At 67.9% G+C, this 19115-nt stretch carries 14 protein-coding genes; 7 read left to right on the forward strand and 7 right to left on the reverse strand.

All coding sequences use genetic code 11. The annotated features are described in order from the left end of the window. Positions 1 to 103 precede the first annotated feature (103 nt). The gene (locus IPG50_23320; protein MBK6695114.1) at positions 104 to 1360 is read left to right on the forward strand and encodes a DEAD/DEAH box helicase; all 1257 of its coding nucleotides are present in this window, start codon (positions 104 to 106) and stop codon (positions 1358 to 1360) included. 18 nt (positions 1361 to 1378) lie between these two features. Here the strand turns inward: IPG50_23320 and IPG50_23325 are convergent, their stop codons facing one another. Continuing rightward, positions 1379 to 2650: a fatty acid desaturase gene (locus IPG50_23325; protein MBK6695115.1), complete on the reverse strand. Its 1272-nt coding sequence runs from the start codon at positions 2648 to 2650 to the stop codon at positions 1379 to 1381. A 1027-nt stretch (positions 2651 to 3677) separates the two neighbouring features. Between IPG50_23325 and IPG50_23330 the strand changes: the two genes are divergently transcribed. Continuing rightward, positions 3678 to 4673, forward strand: coding sequence for an AraC family transcriptional regulator (locus IPG50_23330; protein MBK6695116.1), 996 nt, complete (start codon positions 3678 to 3680; stop codon positions 4671 to 4673). Between the two features lie 18 nt (positions 4674 to 4691). Here IPG50_23330 and IPG50_23335 read toward each other — a convergent pair whose 3' ends face one another. Then, entirely contained in the window at positions 4692 to 5843 is a 1152-nt protein-coding gene (locus tag IPG50_23335) for a hypothetical protein (protein ID MBK6695117.1), read from the reverse strand. 153 nt (positions 5844 to 5996) lie between these two features. Here IPG50_23335 and IPG50_23340 point away from each other — a divergent pair, with 153 nt between their 5' ends. Together IPG50_23340 and IPG50_23345 are read left to right on the forward strand one after the other, a co-directional pair. Next, positions 5997 to 6653 (forward strand): hypothetical protein, encoded by a 657-nt coding sequence (locus IPG50_23340; GenBank protein MBK6695118.1) that lies wholly within the window; start codon positions 5997 to 5999, stop codon positions 6651 to 6653. A gap of 1111 nt (positions 6654 to 7764) precedes the next feature. Then, positions 7765 to 10125, forward strand: coding sequence for a CxxxxCH/CxxCH domain-containing protein (locus IPG50_23345; GenBank protein ID MBK6695119.1), 2361 nt, complete (start codon positions 7765 to 7767; stop codon positions 10123 to 10125). Between the two features lie 49 nt (positions 10126 to 10174). Here IPG50_23345 and IPG50_23350 read toward each other — a convergent pair whose 3' ends face one another. Beyond that, positions 10175 to 10966 carry a trypsin-like serine protease gene (locus IPG50_23350; GenBank protein MBK6695120.1) on the reverse strand — a complete coding sequence of 264 codons (792 nt, stop codon included), beginning with the start codon at positions 10964 to 10966 and terminating at the stop codon, positions 10175 to 10177. 710 nt (positions 10967 to 11676) lie between these two features. Here IPG50_23350 and IPG50_23355 point away from each other — a divergent pair. Beyond that, complete coding sequence (locus IPG50_23355; protein MBK6695121.1) at positions 11677 to 12645, forward strand: hypothetical protein; 969 nt, start codon at positions 11677 to 11679, stop codon at positions 12643 to 12645. A 54-nt stretch (positions 12646 to 12699) separates the two neighbouring features. Here the strand turns inward: IPG50_23355 and IPG50_23360 are convergent, their stop codons facing one another. Beyond that, complete coding sequence (locus tag IPG50_23360; GenBank protein MBK6695122.1) at positions 12700 to 13473, reverse strand: hypothetical protein; 774 nt, start codon at positions 13471 to 13473, stop codon at positions 12700 to 12702. A 268-nt stretch (positions 13474 to 13741) separates the two neighbouring features. Here IPG50_23360 and IPG50_23365 point away from each other — a divergent pair, with 268 nt between their 5' ends. After that, on the forward strand, positions 13742 to 14551 hold the full coding sequence (locus tag IPG50_23365) for a hypothetical protein (protein MBK6695123.1): 810 nt from the start codon (positions 13742 to 13744) through the stop codon (positions 14549 to 14551). Between the two features lie 17 nt (positions 14552 to 14568). On the opposite strand, the gene IPG50_23370 is transcribed toward IPG50_23365, so the two are convergent. Continuing rightward, positions 14569 to 15339 (reverse strand): hypothetical protein, encoded by a 771-nt coding sequence (locus tag IPG50_23370; protein ID MBK6695124.1) that lies wholly within the window; start codon positions 15337 to 15339, stop codon positions 14569 to 14571. Positions 15340 to 15718: 379 nt separating this feature from the next. Here IPG50_23370 and IPG50_23375 point away from each other — a divergent pair, with 379 nt between their 5' ends. Further along, positions 15719 to 16948 (forward strand): ABC transporter substrate-binding protein, encoded by a 1230-nt coding sequence (locus IPG50_23375; protein ID MBK6695125.1) that lies wholly within the window; start codon positions 15719 to 15721, stop codon positions 16946 to 16948. A gap of 12 nt (positions 16949 to 16960) precedes the next feature. On the opposite strand, the gene IPG50_23380 is transcribed toward IPG50_23375, so the two are convergent. After that, positions 16961 to 17545: a hypothetical protein gene (locus IPG50_23380; protein MBK6695126.1), complete on the reverse strand. Its 585-nt coding sequence runs from the start codon at positions 17543 to 17545 to the stop codon at positions 16961 to 16963. A 425-nt stretch (positions 17546 to 17970) separates the two neighbouring features. Then, complete coding sequence (locus tag IPG50_23385) at positions 17971 to 19092, reverse strand: hypothetical protein (GenBank protein MBK6695127.1); 1122 nt, start codon at positions 19090 to 19092, stop codon at positions 17971 to 17973. Positions 19093 to 19115 lie beyond the last annotated feature (23 nt).

Consider the following 19115-nt stretch of genomic DNA (forward strand, 5'->3'; position numbering starts at 1 on the left):
CTGAAGCCCAACCGCGCGGAGGTCCGCTCGCCACTGCGCCTGCGAGGGACGCGCCGGCGCTCGTCGTTCTGCGGTATCATCCGCCGCCGCGAATGAACGACGAATGACAGAGAGGGACGCAGACCAAAGGCCCCTCGCGACGACTTTCGCTGCGCTAGGTCTCGCCGGACCGCTGCTTCGGGCGACGGCCGAATTCGAGGCGCCGACGCCCGTGCAGGCGGCGGCCATCCCCGCCATCCTACGCGGCGAAGACGTCTGGGCCTCGTCGCAAACGGGCTCGGGAAAGACGGCCGCCTTCGTCTTGCCCCTCCTCCAACGACTCAGCGATGGCTCGCCTCGCGGTTCGCGCGCCGTGCCCGTGGTCGTCCTGGTCCCGACGCGCGAGCTCGCCCTCCAGGTCGCCGACGCGATACGCGCCTTCGGCGCGTTCCTGCCGACGCCACCAAAGGCCTGCGTCGCTGTGGGCGGCGTGTCGATCAACCCGCAGATGATGGCCCTCCGTGGCGGTGCCGACGTGGTCGTCGCCACGCCGGGTCGCCTGCTGGACCTGGTGGCGCACAACGCGTTGACGCTCGACGCCGTCGCTACGCTGGTGCTCGACGAAGCCGATCGCATGTTGTCGCTGGGTTTTGCCGACGAGCTCGCGGGCATCGTCGCGAAGTTGCCGGAGCGAAGGCAGACGCTCCTCTTCTCCGCGACCTTTCCTCACGCCGTGCGTGCGCTAGCTGATGAGCACCTGAACAAGCCGACGCGCATCAACATCGACGGCGGCAAGGCGCCCGATCTCACGACCATCGCGCAGCGGGCCATCGAGGTCGATGCGGGAAAGCGCACGACGCTGCTGCGTCACCTCCTCGATGCGCACGGCTGGTCGCACGTTCTGGTCTTCGTGGAGAGTCGCCATCGCGCGGATCACGTCGTCATGAAGCTCAAGCGCGCCGGCGTCGCGGCGGCGGCACTCCACGGCGACCTTAGCCAGGGCGCGCGGACAGGGGCGCTGGCCGAGTTCAAGGCTCAGCGAGTGCGGGTGCTCGTCGCGACCGACGTCGCCGCGCGCGGCCTCGACATCGCGCACCTTCCTGCCGTCGTAAACTACGACCTGCCTCGGTCGCCCACCGACTACGTGCATCGCATCGGGCGCACGGGTCGCGCCGGAGACGTGGGCGTGGCGATCAGCTTCGTGACGGCCGACGCGGAACCGCACTTTCGCCTCATCGAGCGGCGCCACCGCGTCACCGTGCCTCGCGAGAAGATCAGCGGCTTCGAGCGCCTCGTGGCTGCCGCACCGACGCGCGACGCGCACGGCGGCGTGAAGGGCAAGCGCAAGAGCAAGAAGGACAAGCGCCGCGAGCTGGCGTAATCGCGACTCGCTGCGTGATCACCTGTCGTGCCAGTTCGCGTTAGCTCGGGCCGTCAAGATGCGCTCCTCGGGGCTCGCATGGCGCGTGTCCCACGCGACGACGCGAGGGGTCATCAGTCGGTGCCAAAGTGGGGGAATCAGAGCGACGACGATCGTGGTCAAATAGCCGCTGATCATGACCGGAGCGTCAGGGTAGGGGCGGAGGTCTTGGAACGGGACCTCACCGTGGGCGTGGTGATGCGAATGCCGCGTCAAGTTGAAGAGTGCCCACGAGCTGACGCGCCTATTCGTGTTCCACGAGTGGCGTGGCTCTACCGGAGCCTCGGGACTTCTGACCATCCCGTAGTGCTCCATGTAGTTCACGATCTCGAGCAGCGCCTTGCCCCAAAGGGCGCAGGCGACAAAGAAGCCTGCTGCTCGAACTCCGCCCATCGCGTACGCCAACGCGACGAGCGCGACGCTCATCAACTGGCCTCGGAGTAGCGCGTTGGCGAAGGACCAATGCCTGCGTTGCTTCTTATCGAGGCGCTGCGCCTCGATCGTCCATGCGCTCACGTTGCCCTTGAGGGTCGAAGCGAGGATGTGCATGTACACGTTGCGTCCGCGCGGTGCCGTCGCGGGATCCTCCGCCGTGGAGACGTACCGATGGTGGCCGTAGACGTGCTCAATGGCGAAGGTCGTGTCGAGGCTGAACGCCAGTAGCCACCGGCCGATGAACATCGACGTTCGATCCCACGTGCGATGCGTGAGTTCGTGGGCCGGTATGGTGCCGATCATTCCGATCATGAGCCCGGTCAAGAGCCACGCCGAGACATGATGGCCCGTGCTTGTGGTGGCCCGTGCGGCGAGCACGTCGTAGCCGGCCCATCGGCCGACCCATCCACCGAAGCCCAACGGGTCGCCGGCGCACACGCTCCATACGGAGACAAAGACGATGAGCGTCAGGAGCGGCAGCGCGAGCCAGAGCTGCGCCGTCAAGACGCGCGGATAAGAATACGTTGGCGTGGACGTGTCGTCGCCGCCGATGGCGTCGCCCACGATGTAGAGGACGAGCACAAGGAGCAGTCCCGCCGTGATGAGACCGCCGCCGGCGAGCAACGATGCGGCGGAGAACAGCCCGATGGCGTAGAAGAGCGCGAACTTCAGGTAGTGGAAGGCGCCTGCGACGGGAGAGGCAGTGCCAGCGAGCTGCGGCGAATCCACGTCGGCTCGGGTGGTGAAGCGGTCGGAGTGGATGTGTTCTCGCGCAACGCCGTGCGCCTCAAGCACGAGCGTCGCGCGGTCGACCATCGCCGGCGGCCCACAAAGGTAGGCGTGCGCGCCGTGCTCGAGCAGCGCGGGGAGCTTGTCGGTGACGAGCCCGCGCTCTCCCTGCCAATCGGTGTCTTGGGCCAGAGAGAGCACGGGAATGAATCGAAAGTCTCCCGGGTAGGTTCGCCGCAGCGCTTCGATCTCGGCGAGGGCATAGAGGTCGCGCTCCTCGCGCGCCCCGAAGAGCAACGTCACGGGCCGAGTGCTGCCAAGCGCTGCGGCGCGCTGCAACATCGCGAGGATGGGCGGAAGCCCGCTCCCGCCCGCAACCATCAGGAGCGGCGCACGGCCCTCGCGTAGCCAGAAGTCTCCCGATGGATCGCCAACGACCACGGACTTGCTCTCAAGCGCGTTCTCATCGACGAAGGAAGAGAGCCGTCCGTCAGGGACCCTGCGGATGTAGAAGGTCACCTGGCCGCTGTCTGTTGGCGGAGTGCCAAAGGAGTACGACCTGACAACGCCCGTAAGGTCGGCGAACGTGACGTCAGCAAACTGGCCCGGGCGATAGTTCAACCTCTCATCGAGCTGCACCCGGAGCCGTGTGATGTCGTGCGTGACCTTCTCCTGCCCGACGACGTGGCCCCGCGTACCGATGCCGCGGCTCGCCGCGAGCTTCACCTCGATCGTGACGTTCGACTTCGGGACGCTCTGACACGCGAGGATGGTCCCCTCCTGGAGCTCTTCCGCCGAGAGCAGGTAGCCAGTCTCGGTCAATTCCTTTACGTCACCCTCGAGGAGGCGGCACTTGCACGTCCCGCACCCACCCACGCGGCAGCTGTTGGGAAAGGCGATGCCGTTTCGCAACGCCGCGTGGAGCAGCGTCTCCTTCGGCAGGAGCGTGATGAGCTCGTCGTTGATGCGCGCGGTCTTCGGGGCCATCGGTCCTCTGACCGTTCGAGGATACGAACGGGAAGCGGGGGCGACAGGTCATTTGTTGACAAGCGGAGGTCATTGATTGACAGGATGGGCCGTGCGTCGACGCGAACAAGCGCCCGTGGCGGTTCCGATGCCGTACCTGCGCCAGATCGGGGAACAAGTTCGGGCGATGGGAGGCGACGTCGCGCTCTGGCTCGCGCGACATGGGCTCACGGCGGCCGCGCTTGACGACGCCGCTGCCGAGGTCCCGTTCGCTACGTTCGAGAAGCTGATCGCGGACGCCATGGCGCGCGAGCCAGCCCTTGGACTCTTCGTGGGCCAGCGTCTTGAGGTTCAGACACACGGCGTCCTCGGGTACGCGGCGCAGAGCAGCGGCTCTGTTCGCCAAGCGCTGGGTCTCTTCGAGACCTTCATGCAAACGCGCTTCGCGCTGATCGGCTTGAGCGTCACGGAGGAGCGCGAACGCGTGCGCGTGAGATTCGCCGAGATCGTGGACCTAGGCGCGGCCCAACGACCGGTGCTCGAAGCCGTGGTCATGGCCACGAAGAACATCCTCGACGCCATTTCGATGGGCGCGGCCCGCATCGACACCGTCGCGTTCGCCTTCGCTCCGCCGACCTACGCGGCCTTGGCGAGTCAGCTGTTCGGCTGCACCGTTCGCTACGGCGCGACCTGGTCTGGCCTCACCCTGCCACGAGACGTCCTCGATACGCCCTTGCGCGAGGCCGATCCGCTGGCCTTTCAGGAGGCCGTCAAAATTTGCGAGCGAGAACTCGAACGACTCTCGGCCAACGCAACCTTTGCGGGACGCGTTAGACGTCTGCTCCTGGAGCGTCGGCACGGGTTCCCGTCGCTTGAGGTCGCCGCGCGCCTGATGCGCCTCACACCTCGAACGCTGCACCGCCGTCTCGTCGAAGAAGAGACCTCCTTTCGCGAGATCCTCGACGACGTCCGGCATCGTTTGGCGCTCGAGCACCTCAAGGTCGACGGGCTCCGCCTCGAGGAAATAGCGTTCACCCTCGGGTATACGGACTTCGCAAACTTTCGGAGAGCGTTCAAGCGTTGGGAGTCGATGCCGCCGACGAGGTATCGCGAGAGGCACGCCAACCGAAGAAGGGGGCCGTGATCGCGGAGCGAACTGCCGCTATTTCTTCCCCGTCAGGTGACACGCGAGGCAGTAGTTCGTCGTCGTGGGGGCGAGCGGGTAGGCCGGTACCTTGAGGTCCGCGTGCTTGACGTCCATGGGCGCCCCCAAGTGCGAGCCCATATGGCAGTTGATGCAGTCCGTGTTCTGGCCGGCCGTCGACGCGCCCTTGGCGAGGATGTGACAGTCCTGGCACCGAATGCGCGCGTCCGCGTGAGCGCCGGTGGCGAGCGGAAACTTGGCCTCCGGGTGGAGCCCTGCGAGGGCAGGCTTCCAGCCCGACATCGCGTGGCAGTCGAGGCACGTGTGCGGGAATGCCTTGTGGTTCGGGAACGTGCTCGCATCGGAGGCCGCTTGATGGCAGCCGTAGCAGTCGGTCGTCGTGCCCTTGTACTTCGGCGGATTGCCCGTGTGGCAGCTGTTGCACGGCACCACGACGTGTTTGCCTTGAAGGGGCCACACGTGAACGTACGACGTCGGCTTCCACGCCCTCGTCGTGTGACAATCCGTGCAGGCCGTTGAGAGCCCAGCGTGAAGCGGGTTCTTCGCGCTGTCGTAGTCCTTCCGGTGGCAGTCTTGGCAGCCCTTCGGTGTCCCCTTGTACGCCGGCGGCTCGCCCGCGTGGCACGGGGCGCACGGCGTCGCCGCGTGCGCGCCTTCGAGTGGCCACGGATGCGCGAACGAGGAAGGACGGAAGCCCACGTCGGCGTGACACATCGCGCAGTCGAGGGGCAGGCCGGTGTGTTTTGGGTTCTTGGCGTCGTCGTAGTTCTGGCGGTGGCAGCTCTGGCACTCTTTGGACGTTTCACCCTCGCGAAAGCCGGTCGTGTGGCAGGCCGCGCACTTCACATCGACGTGCTTGTTCTGGATCGGCCACCACTTGTGGTTCTGAACCTGGGCGGGACTCCACTGCTTCGTCGTGTGGCACTCCTGGCACGTGTCCTGGATCTTATTGGCATGCAGCGGATTGGACGCCGATTGATAGGCGCCCGAGTGGCACGAGATGCACGCGCTCCCCTTGACCGCCTCGGTCTCGTGAACGTTCGTCGCGCCGCGGCCACAAGCGGAAGCCGAAGCGAGCGCAGCCACGCAAAGGGCCGTGATGAGACCCACGTACACGCGTCCAAGGAGGGTCGTGGTGGATTGGTGCATGTCGCCAAGCGCTCGCCGAAGCATCCGTACCCCTTGGGCGTCGGGATCAGGCGGCTCGTCAAAACAACGGTCGGAGGTTGACGTCGCTCGTTGGGCAAAGACTGCCTGGTTTTCGTCCCGTTCGGACACGATCACGACCGAGAGGTCGACCCCATGCAGACAACGCGCTCGCGCTCCGCTCCCTTTGCGCTCGCCGTCGTAGCCTTTCCTTGGTTGGTGGGAGCGACGTTGACCCAGACCGGCTGCAACGACGCCGAGGACCCGCCATCATCGGTTGGTTCGTCGTCGCCGCCCGCCGCGGCGGTGCTCGCCGACGCCGCGGCGAACGCGGCGGTGAGCGCTGAGAGCGGGGCCGACGCGGACCTAGTCGATCCGACTCTCAACCCCGATCCGATGGACCTCGCCGCCGAAGGCGACCCCGCGCTTGATATCGCCGGCTCGCAGCTCTTCTTCGACAACGGCGAGCCATGGGTGCGCGTCGCGTTCTTCGGGGCCTGGCCTCCGCCGCCGTCGGTGTACTCGTGGGCGTGCTCCGTCCTCCTTGGCACGGAGAACGCTCCACTCGTGACGTACACGCCGCAGGGAAACGGCGGCGTGCAGAGCGACTTCGTCGACGGCATCGCCGCGGCGAAGGTGACCTACGTCGTGGAGCCCAAAGGTTTTCGTGTCCGCTTCAGCGACGCGACCCTCGTCTTCGACCGCTACGGGCTCGAGTGCAGCATCGAGAAGACGGCGCAGGGCCAGCGCGCCCAGGACGTGAGTGGAAACTTTGTTCTCACGGGAAAGATCCAACGCCCCTTCGGCAGTTGAACGACGATCGAATGGCGCCGCGACGCCCGTGGCGCTGTCGAGACGCGCGCGTGAAGACCGCGAAGTCGGCGGAAACATGACAGCGAGGCCCGCGCGCGGGTGGACGTGCGCGGCCGTGTTGCCTGCTGCGACGAGGGCAAGGGCACGGGACCCAAGCAGGCGCCGTCTCGAGTCGAACGCGGGGCCAACGTCTGGGAGAAAGTTCCGATGCGAACGCAGCGAACAGAGCGCAGGAGCCCGGCAACGGTCCTTGGGGCCGTGGTCATCGGAGCTGCTGCGCTCCTCGCTTGCGACAACGCTGCTTCCGAGGCGACCGACGTTGGGACCGTGGATGCCATGGCGCCCTCCTCGCCGGAGACGCCGGGCGTTGTGTCCCCCGCGAGCGTTGCCGACGGCGGGCGTGCCGACGGCGGCTCCAAACCGCCGCAGGAGCCGCCGCTCGGGGCAGGGTTCACCTGCCAGGTGCAGGCCTTCCTCGCGACGAAGTGTCAGGGCTGTCACGCGGACCCTCCGCAAGGTGGAGCGCAAGTGTCGCTCATGACGGTGGCTCAGCTCTTCGAGTGGTCGAAGCTGGACCCGTCGAAGCTGGTCGCCGAGTCGGTCTTGCAGAAGATTCAGGACGCGATCGCGCCGATGCCGCCGGCGTTCTTCAACAACCCGGCGACCGCTTCCGAGATCGCGGCGTTCCAGGCGTGGGTCGACGGCAACTACCAAGGCACCTGCGGCGGGTCGACTCCGCCCGTGGCGACCTGCACCACCTGCCACGGCGACAAGACGCGCGTCGGCATCGCGAAGGCTGACGTGCAAGTCCTCTCGTCACCGCCTATCGGCACCAAAGGCGAAACGGCGACGACAACGCGTGCTGTGGGCGCTCACCAAGCGCACGTCAACAAGGCCAACCTCATGAGCGGTCCGCTCGCGTGCAAGGACTGTCACGTGGTGCCCGCCTCGATGACGCACAGCAACGGCACCGTCGAGATGGTGTTTGGCGCCATGGCGAAGAACGCCGGGGCCGTGCCCGCCTGGAACGGCGCGACCTGCGCGAGCACCTATTGCCACGGCAACTCCCGGCGGCAGGACCGCCTTCGCGCCTGCGTGGACCGGCGGCGCGATGACGTGTGGCTCCTGTCACGGCGCGCCGCCAGCGACGCCGGCGCACAGCAATCCTGCGCTCGAATGTTCCACCTGCCACGGCCCGGGCTACTCGGCGGCGGCGAAGACCGTCAACAAGGCACTGCACATTAACGGTGTCGTCAACACGGATCAGGGCGGGCTCACGTGCACGTCGTGCCACGGCGACGTCGCGCGCGCTGGCATCGCAAAGGCCGACGCGCAGCTCAAGTCTTCACCGCCGCTTAGCACCAAGGGCGAAACGGCGACGACGGCGCGCGCGGTCGGTGCCCACCAGGCGCACGTCAACAAGTCCGACATCACGGGCGCTCCGCTCGCGTGCAAGGATTGCCACGTCGTGCCGACGTCGATGGCACACAGCGACGGCGTCGTCGGGGTGACCTTCGGTGCCATGGCGAAGAGCATGGGCGCGGCCCCGTCGTGGAACGGCACGACGTGCGCGAGCAGCTACTGCCACGGCAACTTCCCCGGCGGAGCCACAACGGCCGCGCCGGCGTGGACCGGCGGGGCGATGGCGTGCAACTCGTGTCACGGCACGCCGCCGGCAACGCCAGCGCATAGCAATCCTTCGCTCGAGTGCTCCACCTGCCATGGCGCCGGCTACTCCGCGACTGCGAAGACGGTGGCCAAGGCGACGCACATCGACGGCGTCGTGAACGTGAGCTCGAGCTCGCTTACGTGCAGCTCGTGTCACGGTGACGGGGCCCGTGTGGCGGTCGCGGGAGCCGATCCGCAAGCAAAGTCGGCGCCGCCGCTCGGCACGAAGGGCGAAACGGCGATCTCCACGCGCGCCGTGGGCGCCCACGTGGCGCACGTCAACAAGGGCGTCCTCGCCGACCCAGTGGCGTGCAACGAATGCCACGTCGTACCCATCAGCAACAGCCACAGCGACAACGTCGTTCAAGTGGCCTTCGGGGCGCTGGCGAAGACCGGGAATGTGGCCCCCGCCTGGAACGGAACGACCTGCGCGAGCAGCTATTGCCACGGCAATTTCCCCGGAGGGACCACGACCGCCGCGCCTCTGTGGACCGGTGGCGCGATGGCGTGCAACTCCTGCCACGGCCTGCCGCCGACCACGCCCGCGCACAGCAATCCTCTGCTCGAGTGCTCGACCTGCCACGGCGCTGGCTATTCGGCCACCGCCAAGACGGTCGTCAAAGCGACCCACGTCGACGGTGTCGTGAACGTGAACGAGTCCTCTCTCTCGTGCAGCTCGTGCCACGGCGATAGTGGCAGGGTGGGCGTTTCGGGCGCCGATCTGCAGGTGAAGTCTGCTCCGCCGCTTGGCAGCAAGGGCGAGACCGCGGCGTCGACGCGCGCCGTCGGCGCGCATCAGGGCCACGTCAACAAGGGCGTCCTCGCGGATCCGATCGCGTGCAACGAGTGCCACGTGGTTCCCATCAGCGGCGCCCACAGCGACGGGGTGGTCCAGATCGCCTTCGGGACCTTGGCCAAGAGCAAGAACGCCGTGCCGGCATGGAACGGCGCGACCTGCGCGAGTAGTTATTGCCACGGCAACTTCCCCGGAGGAACCACGACGGCGGCGCCATCCTGGACCGGCGGCGTCATGGCATGCAACGCGTGCCATGGTCTCCCGCCGGCGACGCCGGCTCACAGCAATCCCGCGCTCGCTTGTTCCGGCTGCCACGGGCCGGGCTACTCGGCGACTGCGCAAACGGTGAACAAGGCGACACACGTCAACGGCGTCGTGAACGTCGATCTCTCAGCGATGAACTGCAACTCGTGCCACGGCGACACGACGCGGGTCGGGATTGCGGGCGCGGACTCGCGACTCGCGTCATCGCCCCCACTCGGCTCGAAGGGCGAGACAGCCACGACGACCCGCGCCGTCGGCGCGCACCAGGCGCACTTGAACAAGGCGACCTTCGCGGACACGCCGATCGCCTGCAACGAGTGTCACGCGGTGCCGACGAGCAACGGTCACAGCGACGGTACCGCGCAGGTCGCCTTCGGACCCCTCGCGAAGACGGGGGGCGCCGCGCCCACGTGGAACGGAACGACATGTTCCAATGTTTACTGCCATGGCTCCTTCACCGGCGGTGCCACGCTCTTCCAGCCGGCGTGGGCCGGCGGCACCGTGACCTGCGGCTCGTGCCACGGCACGCCGCCGCAGACCGGCGACCACGGCCGGCACCCGAATAACCGCGCCACCTGCGCCGATTGCCACGGCAGCGGCTACGTGTTCAGCGCGGCCAGCAAGACCGTGAACAAGGTGACGCACATGAACGGTGTGAAGGACGTCGCGGGGAGCAAGATCACGAACTACGACAAGGCGACGAGGCGGTGCAGCACGTCGTGCCACGGAGCCGAGACGTGGTGAGCAAGGGTGGCTCCTGCGGTGAGGGCCGCCGCCCGCGCGGTCGCTGCGCCTACCGAACGCTTGCGAGCGCCTCCGCGAAGAAGTCCGCGTGGCCGGCGACGTCTTCGTAGCCATTGAGGAGCTGGAGGTGCGCCCGGCAGTCGCTCATCGATTGCGTGACGCTGCCGACGTAGATGCCGACGAGCGCTTCGCGACCCGCTTCATCGCGCGCCATCGCCGCGTGCCCTTCGTCTCCGTCCACGTGGCACACGGCGGCGCCACCGCGCGGCCGAATTTCGAGGATCGCGTCGCCCGCGATCTCCGGCTTCAGCACGACGCAGCCGGTCGCGCTCACGCGGGCGCTCTCGCCCTCGGCGCGACCGCCGTAGGCCACGAGTTGGACGTCGCAGCCTGCCCACTTGGGACTCGCCGTAGGGATCGCGGCGGGCGCCACGTCGGTGACGGGTTGCACGAGCTGCAGGTATGCGAGGTCGTTCAGCCTCAGCGTGTGCGCCACATCGACAGCGCCTTCGCCTTCGGGGTGAGCCTCCGCGTGGTAGTGGATCGAGCGCACGGCGACGTGGCGCCGCTCGCGCACCGAGCCCACGCCGAAAACCAGCGGCGCCGTTCGGTGGCGGTGCACGCAATGGGCGGCGGTCACCACTACCTTGGGCGCGATGAGCGTCGCGCCGCACACGACACGTGAAGGCGTGTCGCTCGAGGCCAAATACCCTGCCGCGAGCCAGCCCGCCTCGCGCGAGCCCCCAACGAGGGCGTCGTCGCTCTCTTCCGCTTCGGGAGGGGGCGCGCATGCGGCGCTTAGCGCGGCCAAGAGCAGGACTCGGAACAGCCACCTTCGCATAGCCCATGTTGAGCACGGCCCGTGCCGACGTCGTCGGCCCGTTCCTCTAGGATTCCGGGCGGTTCGGTGGCTTCGCGCCGGCGCCAGCACGGCGCTCCTGATCCGCGATCGTCGGGAGCACCCCGTCTGGTCGATCCCCCGAGACCGACGACCCATGCATGCGATGCGCGGGCAAACCCGGCGGTGATAGCGTGCGCCAATGAACCGAACCCAAGCGCGCCTCGTGGCGCTCTCTCTCTTGACCGCTTCTGTGGGCGTGGGCGTGGGGCCTGGGTGCTCTTCCGACGAAGCCGCGTCGTCCGAAGACGCCGGCGCCGACGGCACATCGACCGATTCGGCGGTGGCCGACGCCGGCGCGCAGACCGACGCCGTCGCTGCCGACGGCGCGACGACCGACACCGGCTCTGCCGACACGAGCACCTCCGATGCGACCACGCCGGACGCGACCAGCGACGCGAGCACGTCGGACTCCAGTGCTACCGATGGGAGCGTGGTGGATGCGAACGCTTCGGACTCCAACGTCGGTGAGACGAGCGTCGTCGACGCCGGCACCGACGCCAGCTCGGACGCGGGCAGCGACGGAGCGGCGACCTACAAGACCTTCACGACGGCGGCGAATTGGGAGAAGGTTTGTCCTCCAGCCCGCCGGCCAGCCGTCGGCGATCTCGGACTTCTTCGGCGCCGTCTTCGACGGCCGCTACATCTACCTCGTGCCCAAGGGATCCTTCCACGGCAAGGTCGTTCGCTTCGACACGACCGCGTCCTTCACCGACGCGAACTCGTACGTGCTCTTCGACCTGGCCACCGTGAACGCGCAAGCCACCGGCTTCCGGACCGGCGCCTTCGACGGTCGCTACGTCTACCTGACGCAAGGTCATCCGGGCGGCCGAATGGCTCGCTACGACACGCAGGCGAGCTTCACCGCGGCGGGCTCCTGGGAGTTCATGAACCCGACCACCATCGACGCCTCGCTCACGAGCTTCTGGCAGTCGACGGCCTTCGACGGTCGGTACGTCTATTACGGCCCGTTCAACTCCCACCTTCTCCGCTACGACACGCAGGGCGCCTTCACGAACGCCGCGTCGTGGAGCTTCATCGACGGAACCACGATTCACGCTGCGTGCTCGAACTTCCCGGGCCTCGTCTTCGATGGCACGAACGTCAACTACTTCGGAGGTGCGTCGCTCCGCTTCCCGACCGGCGGCACCTTCACGAGCGCCGCCGCATGGCAGACCAACGGCTCCGGCGCCGGCGCCTACGGCGTCTACGACGGCCGCCACATTTGGACGGGCGGACCGGCCAGCGGTGGCATCGGCTTCCAGTTCGATCCCGACGGCGCGGTCTTCCCGACGGCACGGTCATACATAACAGGCCTAGGCACCGTGAACGTCTTCGGCGGCGTCACCGACGGCAAGTATTTGTTCTTTGCGCCCAGCGGCGGCAGCCTCGCGGCGCGCATCGATCCATCGCTCGTCTACTTGCCCGATGGCGGCCAGGGCTCGGGCTCCATGACGACCTTCGACCTGAACGGCGCCGGCGTCAGCGCGACGAGCTTCGCCGGCGCGGCGTTTGACGGGCGCTACGTCTACCTCGTGCCGTCGAACACGACCTCGTTCGTCAGGTTCGATGCCAAAGAGCCGAAGGCGATGCCCCCGAGCTACAAGGGGTCGTTCCTTTAGACGACGCAGTAGACGATGCAGGGAGAGCGCCGGTCGCGAGGCCGGCGCTTCGCGTCACGGCTCGAACATGATCTCGACGGCGTCGAGCTTGCCGGCGACCGCGTTGCCCGTGAGGAGCGCGTATTCGAACGCCGGGATGCCCGTCGCGGCTTGGCAGTCGAGCGTCCCCGGGACGTCGAGCGTTACGGGCGTGGCATTAAGGACGCTGACCGCTTTTTCCGTCGTGGCGGCGCCGAACGTCAACTTCACGTTGGCCGACTGCGGCTGGTTCCCCGAACTTTGGAGGTAGACGGTCGGTGAAATGGCGCCGCCGCAGGCGCCATTCAAGACGACGCGACGCAACCACGGTTGCGTGTTCGCCCCCGACGGCGCCGTGTAGGGACGCTCGGCCGTGACCTTCGTGGCTCGGAGCGCCTTGCTGTAGACCACGTCCGCAGGCCCGCCGGCTCCCCAGACACGGATGTTGTGATTGCCGAGCGGCTTCTTGCAGTCGAGCGTCGTCGTGAGGGAGAGGTCGACGGTCTTCGTCGCATCGGCTCCTTCGCTCGCAAGGCTCACGCTCACCGACTTCATCGTGATGGCGCTGAGGTTCACGACACCGCTCCAAGGCTTGGTCGTCTTGTTCGTCAACTTGACGCGTGCCGTGATCGGCTCGCCGCACTTGTTGGCTACGGCGATGACCTCGCCTTCGATGCGAAAGATGGAGCGAGCTTGAGGCGCGACGCCCGGCCTGACGGTCGGCGTCGGCGCAACCGTTGGCGCGGCGTGGGCCGCGAGCCCGAGCGAGAGGCTTACCAGCGAGATGGCGACGGTTCCGAAGTTCTTCATGGTGCCCCTTGCGACCGGCATGCTTTGGCGGCCGACGCGAGGTCATAGTGAGCTTGCCGGCAGGCGTCACGGACCTTCTGCCGGTCGTGGTCCGTCCCGTCGCGCGCGTCGGCGAGTGTCGGGCGAGCCGCTGTGCACATCGAGTGCATCGCCATGGCTCACGAGAGCCCTCCTGCATCGGACGGCCAAAGAGCGCCCGCGGTTTTCGCGGGGTTGCGTGGCGCCTGCACCCCCCTCCCTTTGGCACGCGCAGTGCGTGACCCGTCGCATGAACCCACGACCGGGCCGCGCGCCGTATCGTGTCCGCCCTCCGGAACCGCCTCTCCGGAGCGGCTTCGTTCGGGCGGCGTGCGTCGTTGTCGCCACGCCCGAGGAGCGCGTCGCGCTCTACAACGACATTCAGTGTCGTGGTGCCGCCTTGATGGTGGACGCCAGGCTCGACGTGGGAGACTGCTACGTCGTCGCGACGCTCAACGGCATCGCCGCGGCGCCCGGCGGGCTGGCCCGCCTCGGCGCGCTCGTGTCGAACTTCGACGAAGGGCTCGCCGAGGTCGCGCTCCTGGAACCCGATGGCTCTCGCGTAGCGGTCATCCTTCCTTTGCTCGACCCGCCGCGCAAATCACAAGAGGGGAGCGGCGCCCAAGGCCATCCGACGCTGCGAATTGTTGAACGAGCGATTCGCGTCGCCAACGGGGATGCGACCGAGCCCTACGCGGGCGTTCCTATCGCGGGCCTGCCGAGGGCTGTGATGGCGCAACTCGGACTGGCCGACGCGGCGCTCGCGCCGAGTGATGCCCTGGGCTTCGCGTGGAAGGTGGGCGACTTCGTCTCCGCATGCGAGGGCGCGACGCGAGCCCTAGCGGCCTATGGACTTCACCCCGCACGATCGTACGTCGTCGCTGGTGCGCTCGAGGAAGCCACGACGGGCGAGGCCATGCTCGTGCTCCACGACGCTTCCAGCGAGAGCCAACCGTCGCCCATCCCTGCCAGCGTCTCGGACGTGTTCTTTGTGCGGCGGTCGCGGCGCAAGTTCGAGCCCTCGGCGCCAACGGACCGATGGCCGCGCAAGGCGGGCTGACCGGAAGCGAGCCCTCGTTACTTGCACGCCTCGAGGCCTGGCACCTTCTTGAGGTCTTCCGGTTTCGCCGAGAGCAGCGCTTGCGCCGAGAGCTTGGCCCGAAATTTCTTCCAGAGGCACTCGCACGAACGCACGCGGCTGGGGTCCTCGGTGGCACCGCAGCCGATCATGAAATCGGCCTTGATGAGGGGCTCCGACAGGAGCGGGCCGCACTCTTTGAGCATGGCGCCCTGGGCTTCACTGAAGGCCGGTGACGCCATGGGCGCGCCGCTGATGAACTCCTCGCGCGGCAGCCGCTTGCGAAGCGAGCGAAACGCGCAGCCGCAGTACTTCTCCTTCTTGGGCTCGCCCGCGAGGCACCCTTCCTGGAAGTTCTCCTGAATCTGCTCGTCGGTGAGCTTGCTGGCGCATTGGCCCTTTGTTCGCTCCATGAGTGCCGCGATCCTGGGATCGTTGGGGCCCGGGACGACCTTGAGGTCCGCCTCCTTGAAGATCTGCTGAAACTGGTCCCAGCCGCATTCGCAATAGGCTTTCGAGCGAGCGCGCTGCATGCAGTTTGCGACGAAGGGCGCGCGCTGCGACGCCATCGTCGATTCGGGCTCCTTCTGCGGCTCGGGGGCTCCGCGCTTGGGTGCGGGAGCCTCGCTCGGGGTCGCTGTCGGTGCGGCGCCGCTAGCGTTCGCGCTTGGGGCTGCGACGGCTTCGGCGGTAGACGTCGGCGCCGCCGCCGCGCACGCACACAGCGCAAACGAGAGACCGAACGTGAGAGCAATGGCGGCGCGGTTCATGCGAGAAGAAGACGGGGCCGGAGGCCACGCCGCAACAGAAATCACGCTCGGTCTGGCTCGCGAGGTTCCCCGCGCGAAGCGTCGCGGGCACGCGGCGAGGCGCCAAGCTCCGGCGGCGATTGTCCGCCGCGAGGCTCCCGTCCTAGTGAATAATCGTCGGCACATGAGGCTAGGCGTGACGAATCGAGGTGGACGCTGGCGCAAGCACGGACTCGCTGCGTTCGCCGTCGCCACGGGAGCCGCCTTGGTGCTTCCTTCGTGTCACGTCTTTACCTCCCTGGAGAACTGCTCTGCAGACCGCGATTGCGCGCTGGGCCTGCGCTGCAATTCCGAGCGGGGCTATTGCGAAGTTGACCGTGGACCCATCAAGCTGGGCGCGATGATGCCCCTCTCCGGCGCGCTCACCATCGGTCAGCCGGTGGTTGACGGGATGCAGTTCGCCGTCGACGCCATCAACGCCGAGGGCGGCGTCGCCGGACGCCGCATCGAGCTGCGAACGGAAGACGATCAAAGCAGCGAGCAAGTCGCTCTTTCGCTAGTCCGCCGCTTCGTCGACGACCGAGTCGCCGTGGTCATCGGTCCGCTAAGAAGCGCGCAAGTCTTGGCCGCCGCTCCCGTGTCGTTCGCGGCTGGCCTCCTGCAGATCACGCCCTACGCCGGTGCCTCGTCGCTGGCTGCGTCGCAACCGGAGAGGGATCGGTACTTGTTCCAGACCATCACCTCGATCCGGCGCGGATCGGCGCAGACCATCGCCATGTGGGCCGGCGAGGGGAGCGCGACGGTGTGCAAGAACATGGTCATCGTTCACTCGAGCGACACCACGGGACAGGACTACGCTGACGCCGTCTCCGACCTCTTGCCCACGCACGGCAAGGGATGCGTGCGACAGCGCGTGTCGATCCCGCCGGCACCCAAGGAGGAGTACGCGGTCGAGATCGACGCCATCCTCACCTCTTCGCCGCGACCTAACTGCGGCGTGCTCGTGTCCCTGCCGACGACGGCGGCGCGTTTCCTCGACGAGTTCCGGCGGACAACAGCCAAGAAGGCCGAGTGGGCCTCTTTCGTTTGGGTGGGGACGAGTTCGCTCCGGACGCCGGCCTTCCTCACCGAATCGAAGCTCTACGCGACGAACCCGGCGGAGGGCGTCCTAGGCGCCGACGTGGACTACGAGCCGGCGACGCCCGAGTTCAAGAAGTTTCGTGAGGTCTACAATCGATTTCGCCAGGTGGACGTGGACGCGCCCGTGCCGGTGGCGGTGCCCAACGCGTTCGACGCGATCATGCTTTCGGCGCTCGCCATCGAGCGCGCCGGCGGGACTGCGAGCCGCGCGAAGATCCGCGACGGCCTCTTCGAGATCGCCAACGACGACGCAGGAAAGACGACCTACGGGCCCACGGAGTTTCGCCTCATGCGCGACGCGATTCGCCGCGGCGAGCGCGTCAACTATCAAGGCGCCTCAAGCCGCATTCAGTTCGATACGCGAGGCGTCGTCACCAACGGGACCCTCATGTGGAAGGTCGACAAGGGCGCCTTCGTCACTCAGACGCGCTACGACGAGGCGACCATGGCGAAGACCGCCGAGGTGCCGCTCACCGGCACGTGCGACTGAGTCCGCATTCGCTCAGAACCGGCCATCGAGGACGAGGCGTCCCGTCAGGTCCGCTCGAACCGTCGCGGTCACAGGCTGCGACGGCGGAGCCAAGACGAGTAGCGTGACGCCGCCGGCCAAGAGGACGCCTCCGCCGATGTAGCCGACCAGGGCCAGCGTCCGCTCGCGCTCGGCGCGCGACTTGAGCGCTCCCGCCCGGTCGTCGCCCGTGTCTGACGCCTTCTTGAACTCGTCCACGGTGCTCCCGAGGGGGCCCAGATCGATCACGAGGCCCGTGACGAGCGCGGCGCCGCCCACACCAACGCCGACATAGCCGAGCGTCCTCGCGAGTTGGCCGGGCGCCTTGCGTTCCGCGCTAGCGTCGCGCGGCGCCTCGGAGGAGGGGGCGCCCCGCAGCTGAAACTGGACGGCCACGTCGTCGCCGCCGGCGAGCTCGATCTCGCGCGTGTCAGGCGAAAAGCCAGCCTTCTGCGCCCGCAGGCGCCGGCGCCCGGCGTTGAGCGCGACGCCGTCGGCGATGGGCAACACGCCCACCTTTCGGTCGTCGACGAAGAGGTCCACGTTCGCTTCGTTGGCCCGCACGTGAACGGTCCCCACGCGGGCTTGCAGCCGAACGATGTCGCGCTCCACCTCGATGCGCCGGTTCGGTGCGATCCGTCGCGGCCCTCCGTGAGGTAGCGGCGAAGGGCTTGCAGCGCGCCCGTGTAGTTCTGGAGCTGAAACTCGGTCTGGCCGATGCTGTAAAGGACGCGGTGGTGCGGCTGCATCTGATAGGCGCGCCGAAACTCAACGAGCGCCGTTGCAGAGTCCCCTTCGTCGTAGAGCTCGACGGCTCGTGCAAAATGGCCCGCCGCCGCGTCGTTGGCGCGGGCCGGTGCGGTGACGCAGCTGAAGAGAACGCACACGAGCGTGAAAGCGGCGAGGCCGCGTCTCCCGATCTGGCGCATGGGCCGCACTCTATCACGCGGGTGAGCCGGAGCGTTCGCTCCCGGCCCTCGCGAGGGGCTCGTCGCGGGCGCCCGTCACGCGGCCCACAAGAGTTCGCGCAGCCCATCAACGAGCGCCGCGGCCTCGGGAGCGGAGGGCAGCCCCAGCTCCTCTTGGAGCTCTCGCGGCGGGTCGACGGCGGCCGCCGTGGCCAGTGCGTCGATGGCGGCCTCGAAGGCGCTTCTCACCTGGGCGCGCGCATCGGCGTCGAGCTGCGCCTCGAGCCAACTCGCGATGGCCCACGAGAGCGCCGCGTGGTCCGTCTCGTCATTGGCGATTGCGCGCATCGCCGCGCGCACCGTCTCGTCGGCCGCGCGCTCCGCCTGAACATGCGCCACGAGGGCGCCGTAGGTCTCGCGCACACAGCCTTCGACGGCGTTCTCGACGGCGACCTCAAGGCGCCCGCGCAGGACCATGGGCGCGCTCGATGGCAATTGCGGTGTGCGCCCGTGCCGAGCCGCCAGCGCGAGCGTCGTCTTCGTGTGCCGCACCTCGTCGCGGGCCGCGCGATGCGCGCGGCGAGCGAGCGCACTTGGGGCGCCGTGATGCGCCAGCTCGTCGGCGAGGCGTTGAAACGCGAACACGCTAGCCGCCTCGAGCTCGGCGCTCGCGGCGAGGTACGCGCCGACGTCCGCGCCGGCGCACGGCGAGGCAAGGAACCCCTCGGGCCGGCGGCCCGCCACGCACGAGTAGCAGTTGAGCACCGGCGTCGGCTCTCCTCCGCCGGTCGATGCGGAGCCTACGTAGCACCCGAATGCGATGGCGCCGCACAATGTCGAGCAGTCCTCTGGTGACGGCGCTGCCGCGTCGAGATCGTAGTCGCAAGGGAGCGGAACGCTCCACGCGCACGAGTTGACGCTGCCATCCAGTGGCGACGGCGACGGGCTTGGCACCGGCGTCGTGCACGGAGCGTCGGCGACGTGCGCGTCGAGGCTTGCATCGCGTCGTCCGGCGTCGGGGGCGGCACCGGCTTCGGAGGACTCGGAGGCCGGCGCCGTACCGCGCGCCGCCGTGGGGACGGGCTCCGGGGTCGCCGTTGCCTCCGGACCGCTGCCGGAAGACTCGATCGTGCCCCCGCAAGCCGCGATCGCCGCGGAGGGCGCGAGCGCGAGGGGAATGATTCGACGGAAGAGCTGGTGAAGCTGACGCGAACGCATGGGCGGCATCGAGCACGTGTCAT

This window comes from Myxococcales bacterium (genome assembly GCA_016703425.1).
GTDB lineage: Bacteria > Myxococcota_A > Polyangia > Polyangiales > Polyangiaceae > JADJCA01.

What these genes read in the sequence shown, in the direction of transcription:
- IPG50_23320 (MBK6695114.1), top strand. Translation starts at nt 104, where the DNA reads ATGACAGAGAGGGACGCAGACCAAAGGCCCCTCGCGACGACTTTCGCT.
- IPG50_23325 (MBK6695115.1), bottom strand. Translation starts at nt 2,650, where the DNA reads ATGGTCGACCGCGCGACGCTCGTGCTTGAGGCGCACGGCGTTGCGCGA.
- IPG50_23330 (MBK6695116.1), top strand. Translation starts at nt 3,678, where the DNA reads ATGCCGTACCTGCGCCAGATCGGGGAACAAGTTCGGGCGATGGGAGGC.
- IPG50_23335 (MBK6695117.1), bottom strand. Translation starts at nt 5,843, where the DNA reads ATGCACCAATCCACCACGACCCTCCTTGGACGCGTGTACGTGGGTCTC.
- IPG50_23340 (MBK6695118.1), top strand. Translation starts at nt 5,997, where the DNA reads ATGCAGACAACGCGCTCGCGCTCCGCTCCCTTTGCGCTCGCCGTCGTA.
- IPG50_23345 (MBK6695119.1), top strand. Translation starts at nt 7,765, where the DNA reads ATGACGTGTGGCTCCTGTCACGGCGCGCCGCCAGCGACGCCGGCGCAC.
- IPG50_23350 (MBK6695120.1), bottom strand. Translation starts at nt 10,966, where the DNA reads ATGCGAAGGTGGCTGTTCCGAGTCCTGCTCTTGGCCGCGCTAAGCGCC.
- IPG50_23360 (MBK6695122.1), bottom strand. Translation starts at nt 13,473, where the DNA reads ATGAAGAACTTCGGAACCGTCGCCATCTCGCTGGTAAGCCTCTCGCTC.
- IPG50_23365 (MBK6695123.1), top strand. Translation starts at nt 13,742, where the DNA reads ATGAACCCACGACCGGGCCGCGCGCCGTATCGTGTCCGCCCTCCGGAA.
- IPG50_23370 (MBK6695124.1), bottom strand. Translation starts at nt 15,339, where the DNA reads ATGAACCGCGCCGCCATTGCTCTCACGTTCGGTCTCTCGTTTGCGCTG.
- IPG50_23375 (MBK6695125.1), top strand. Translation starts at nt 15,719, where the DNA reads ATGATGCCCCTCTCCGGCGCGCTCACCATCGGTCAGCCGGTGGTTGAC.
- IPG50_23385 (MBK6695127.1), bottom strand. Translation starts at nt 19,092, where the DNA reads ATGCGTTCGCGTCAGCTTCACCAGCTCTTCCGTCGAATCATTCCCCTC.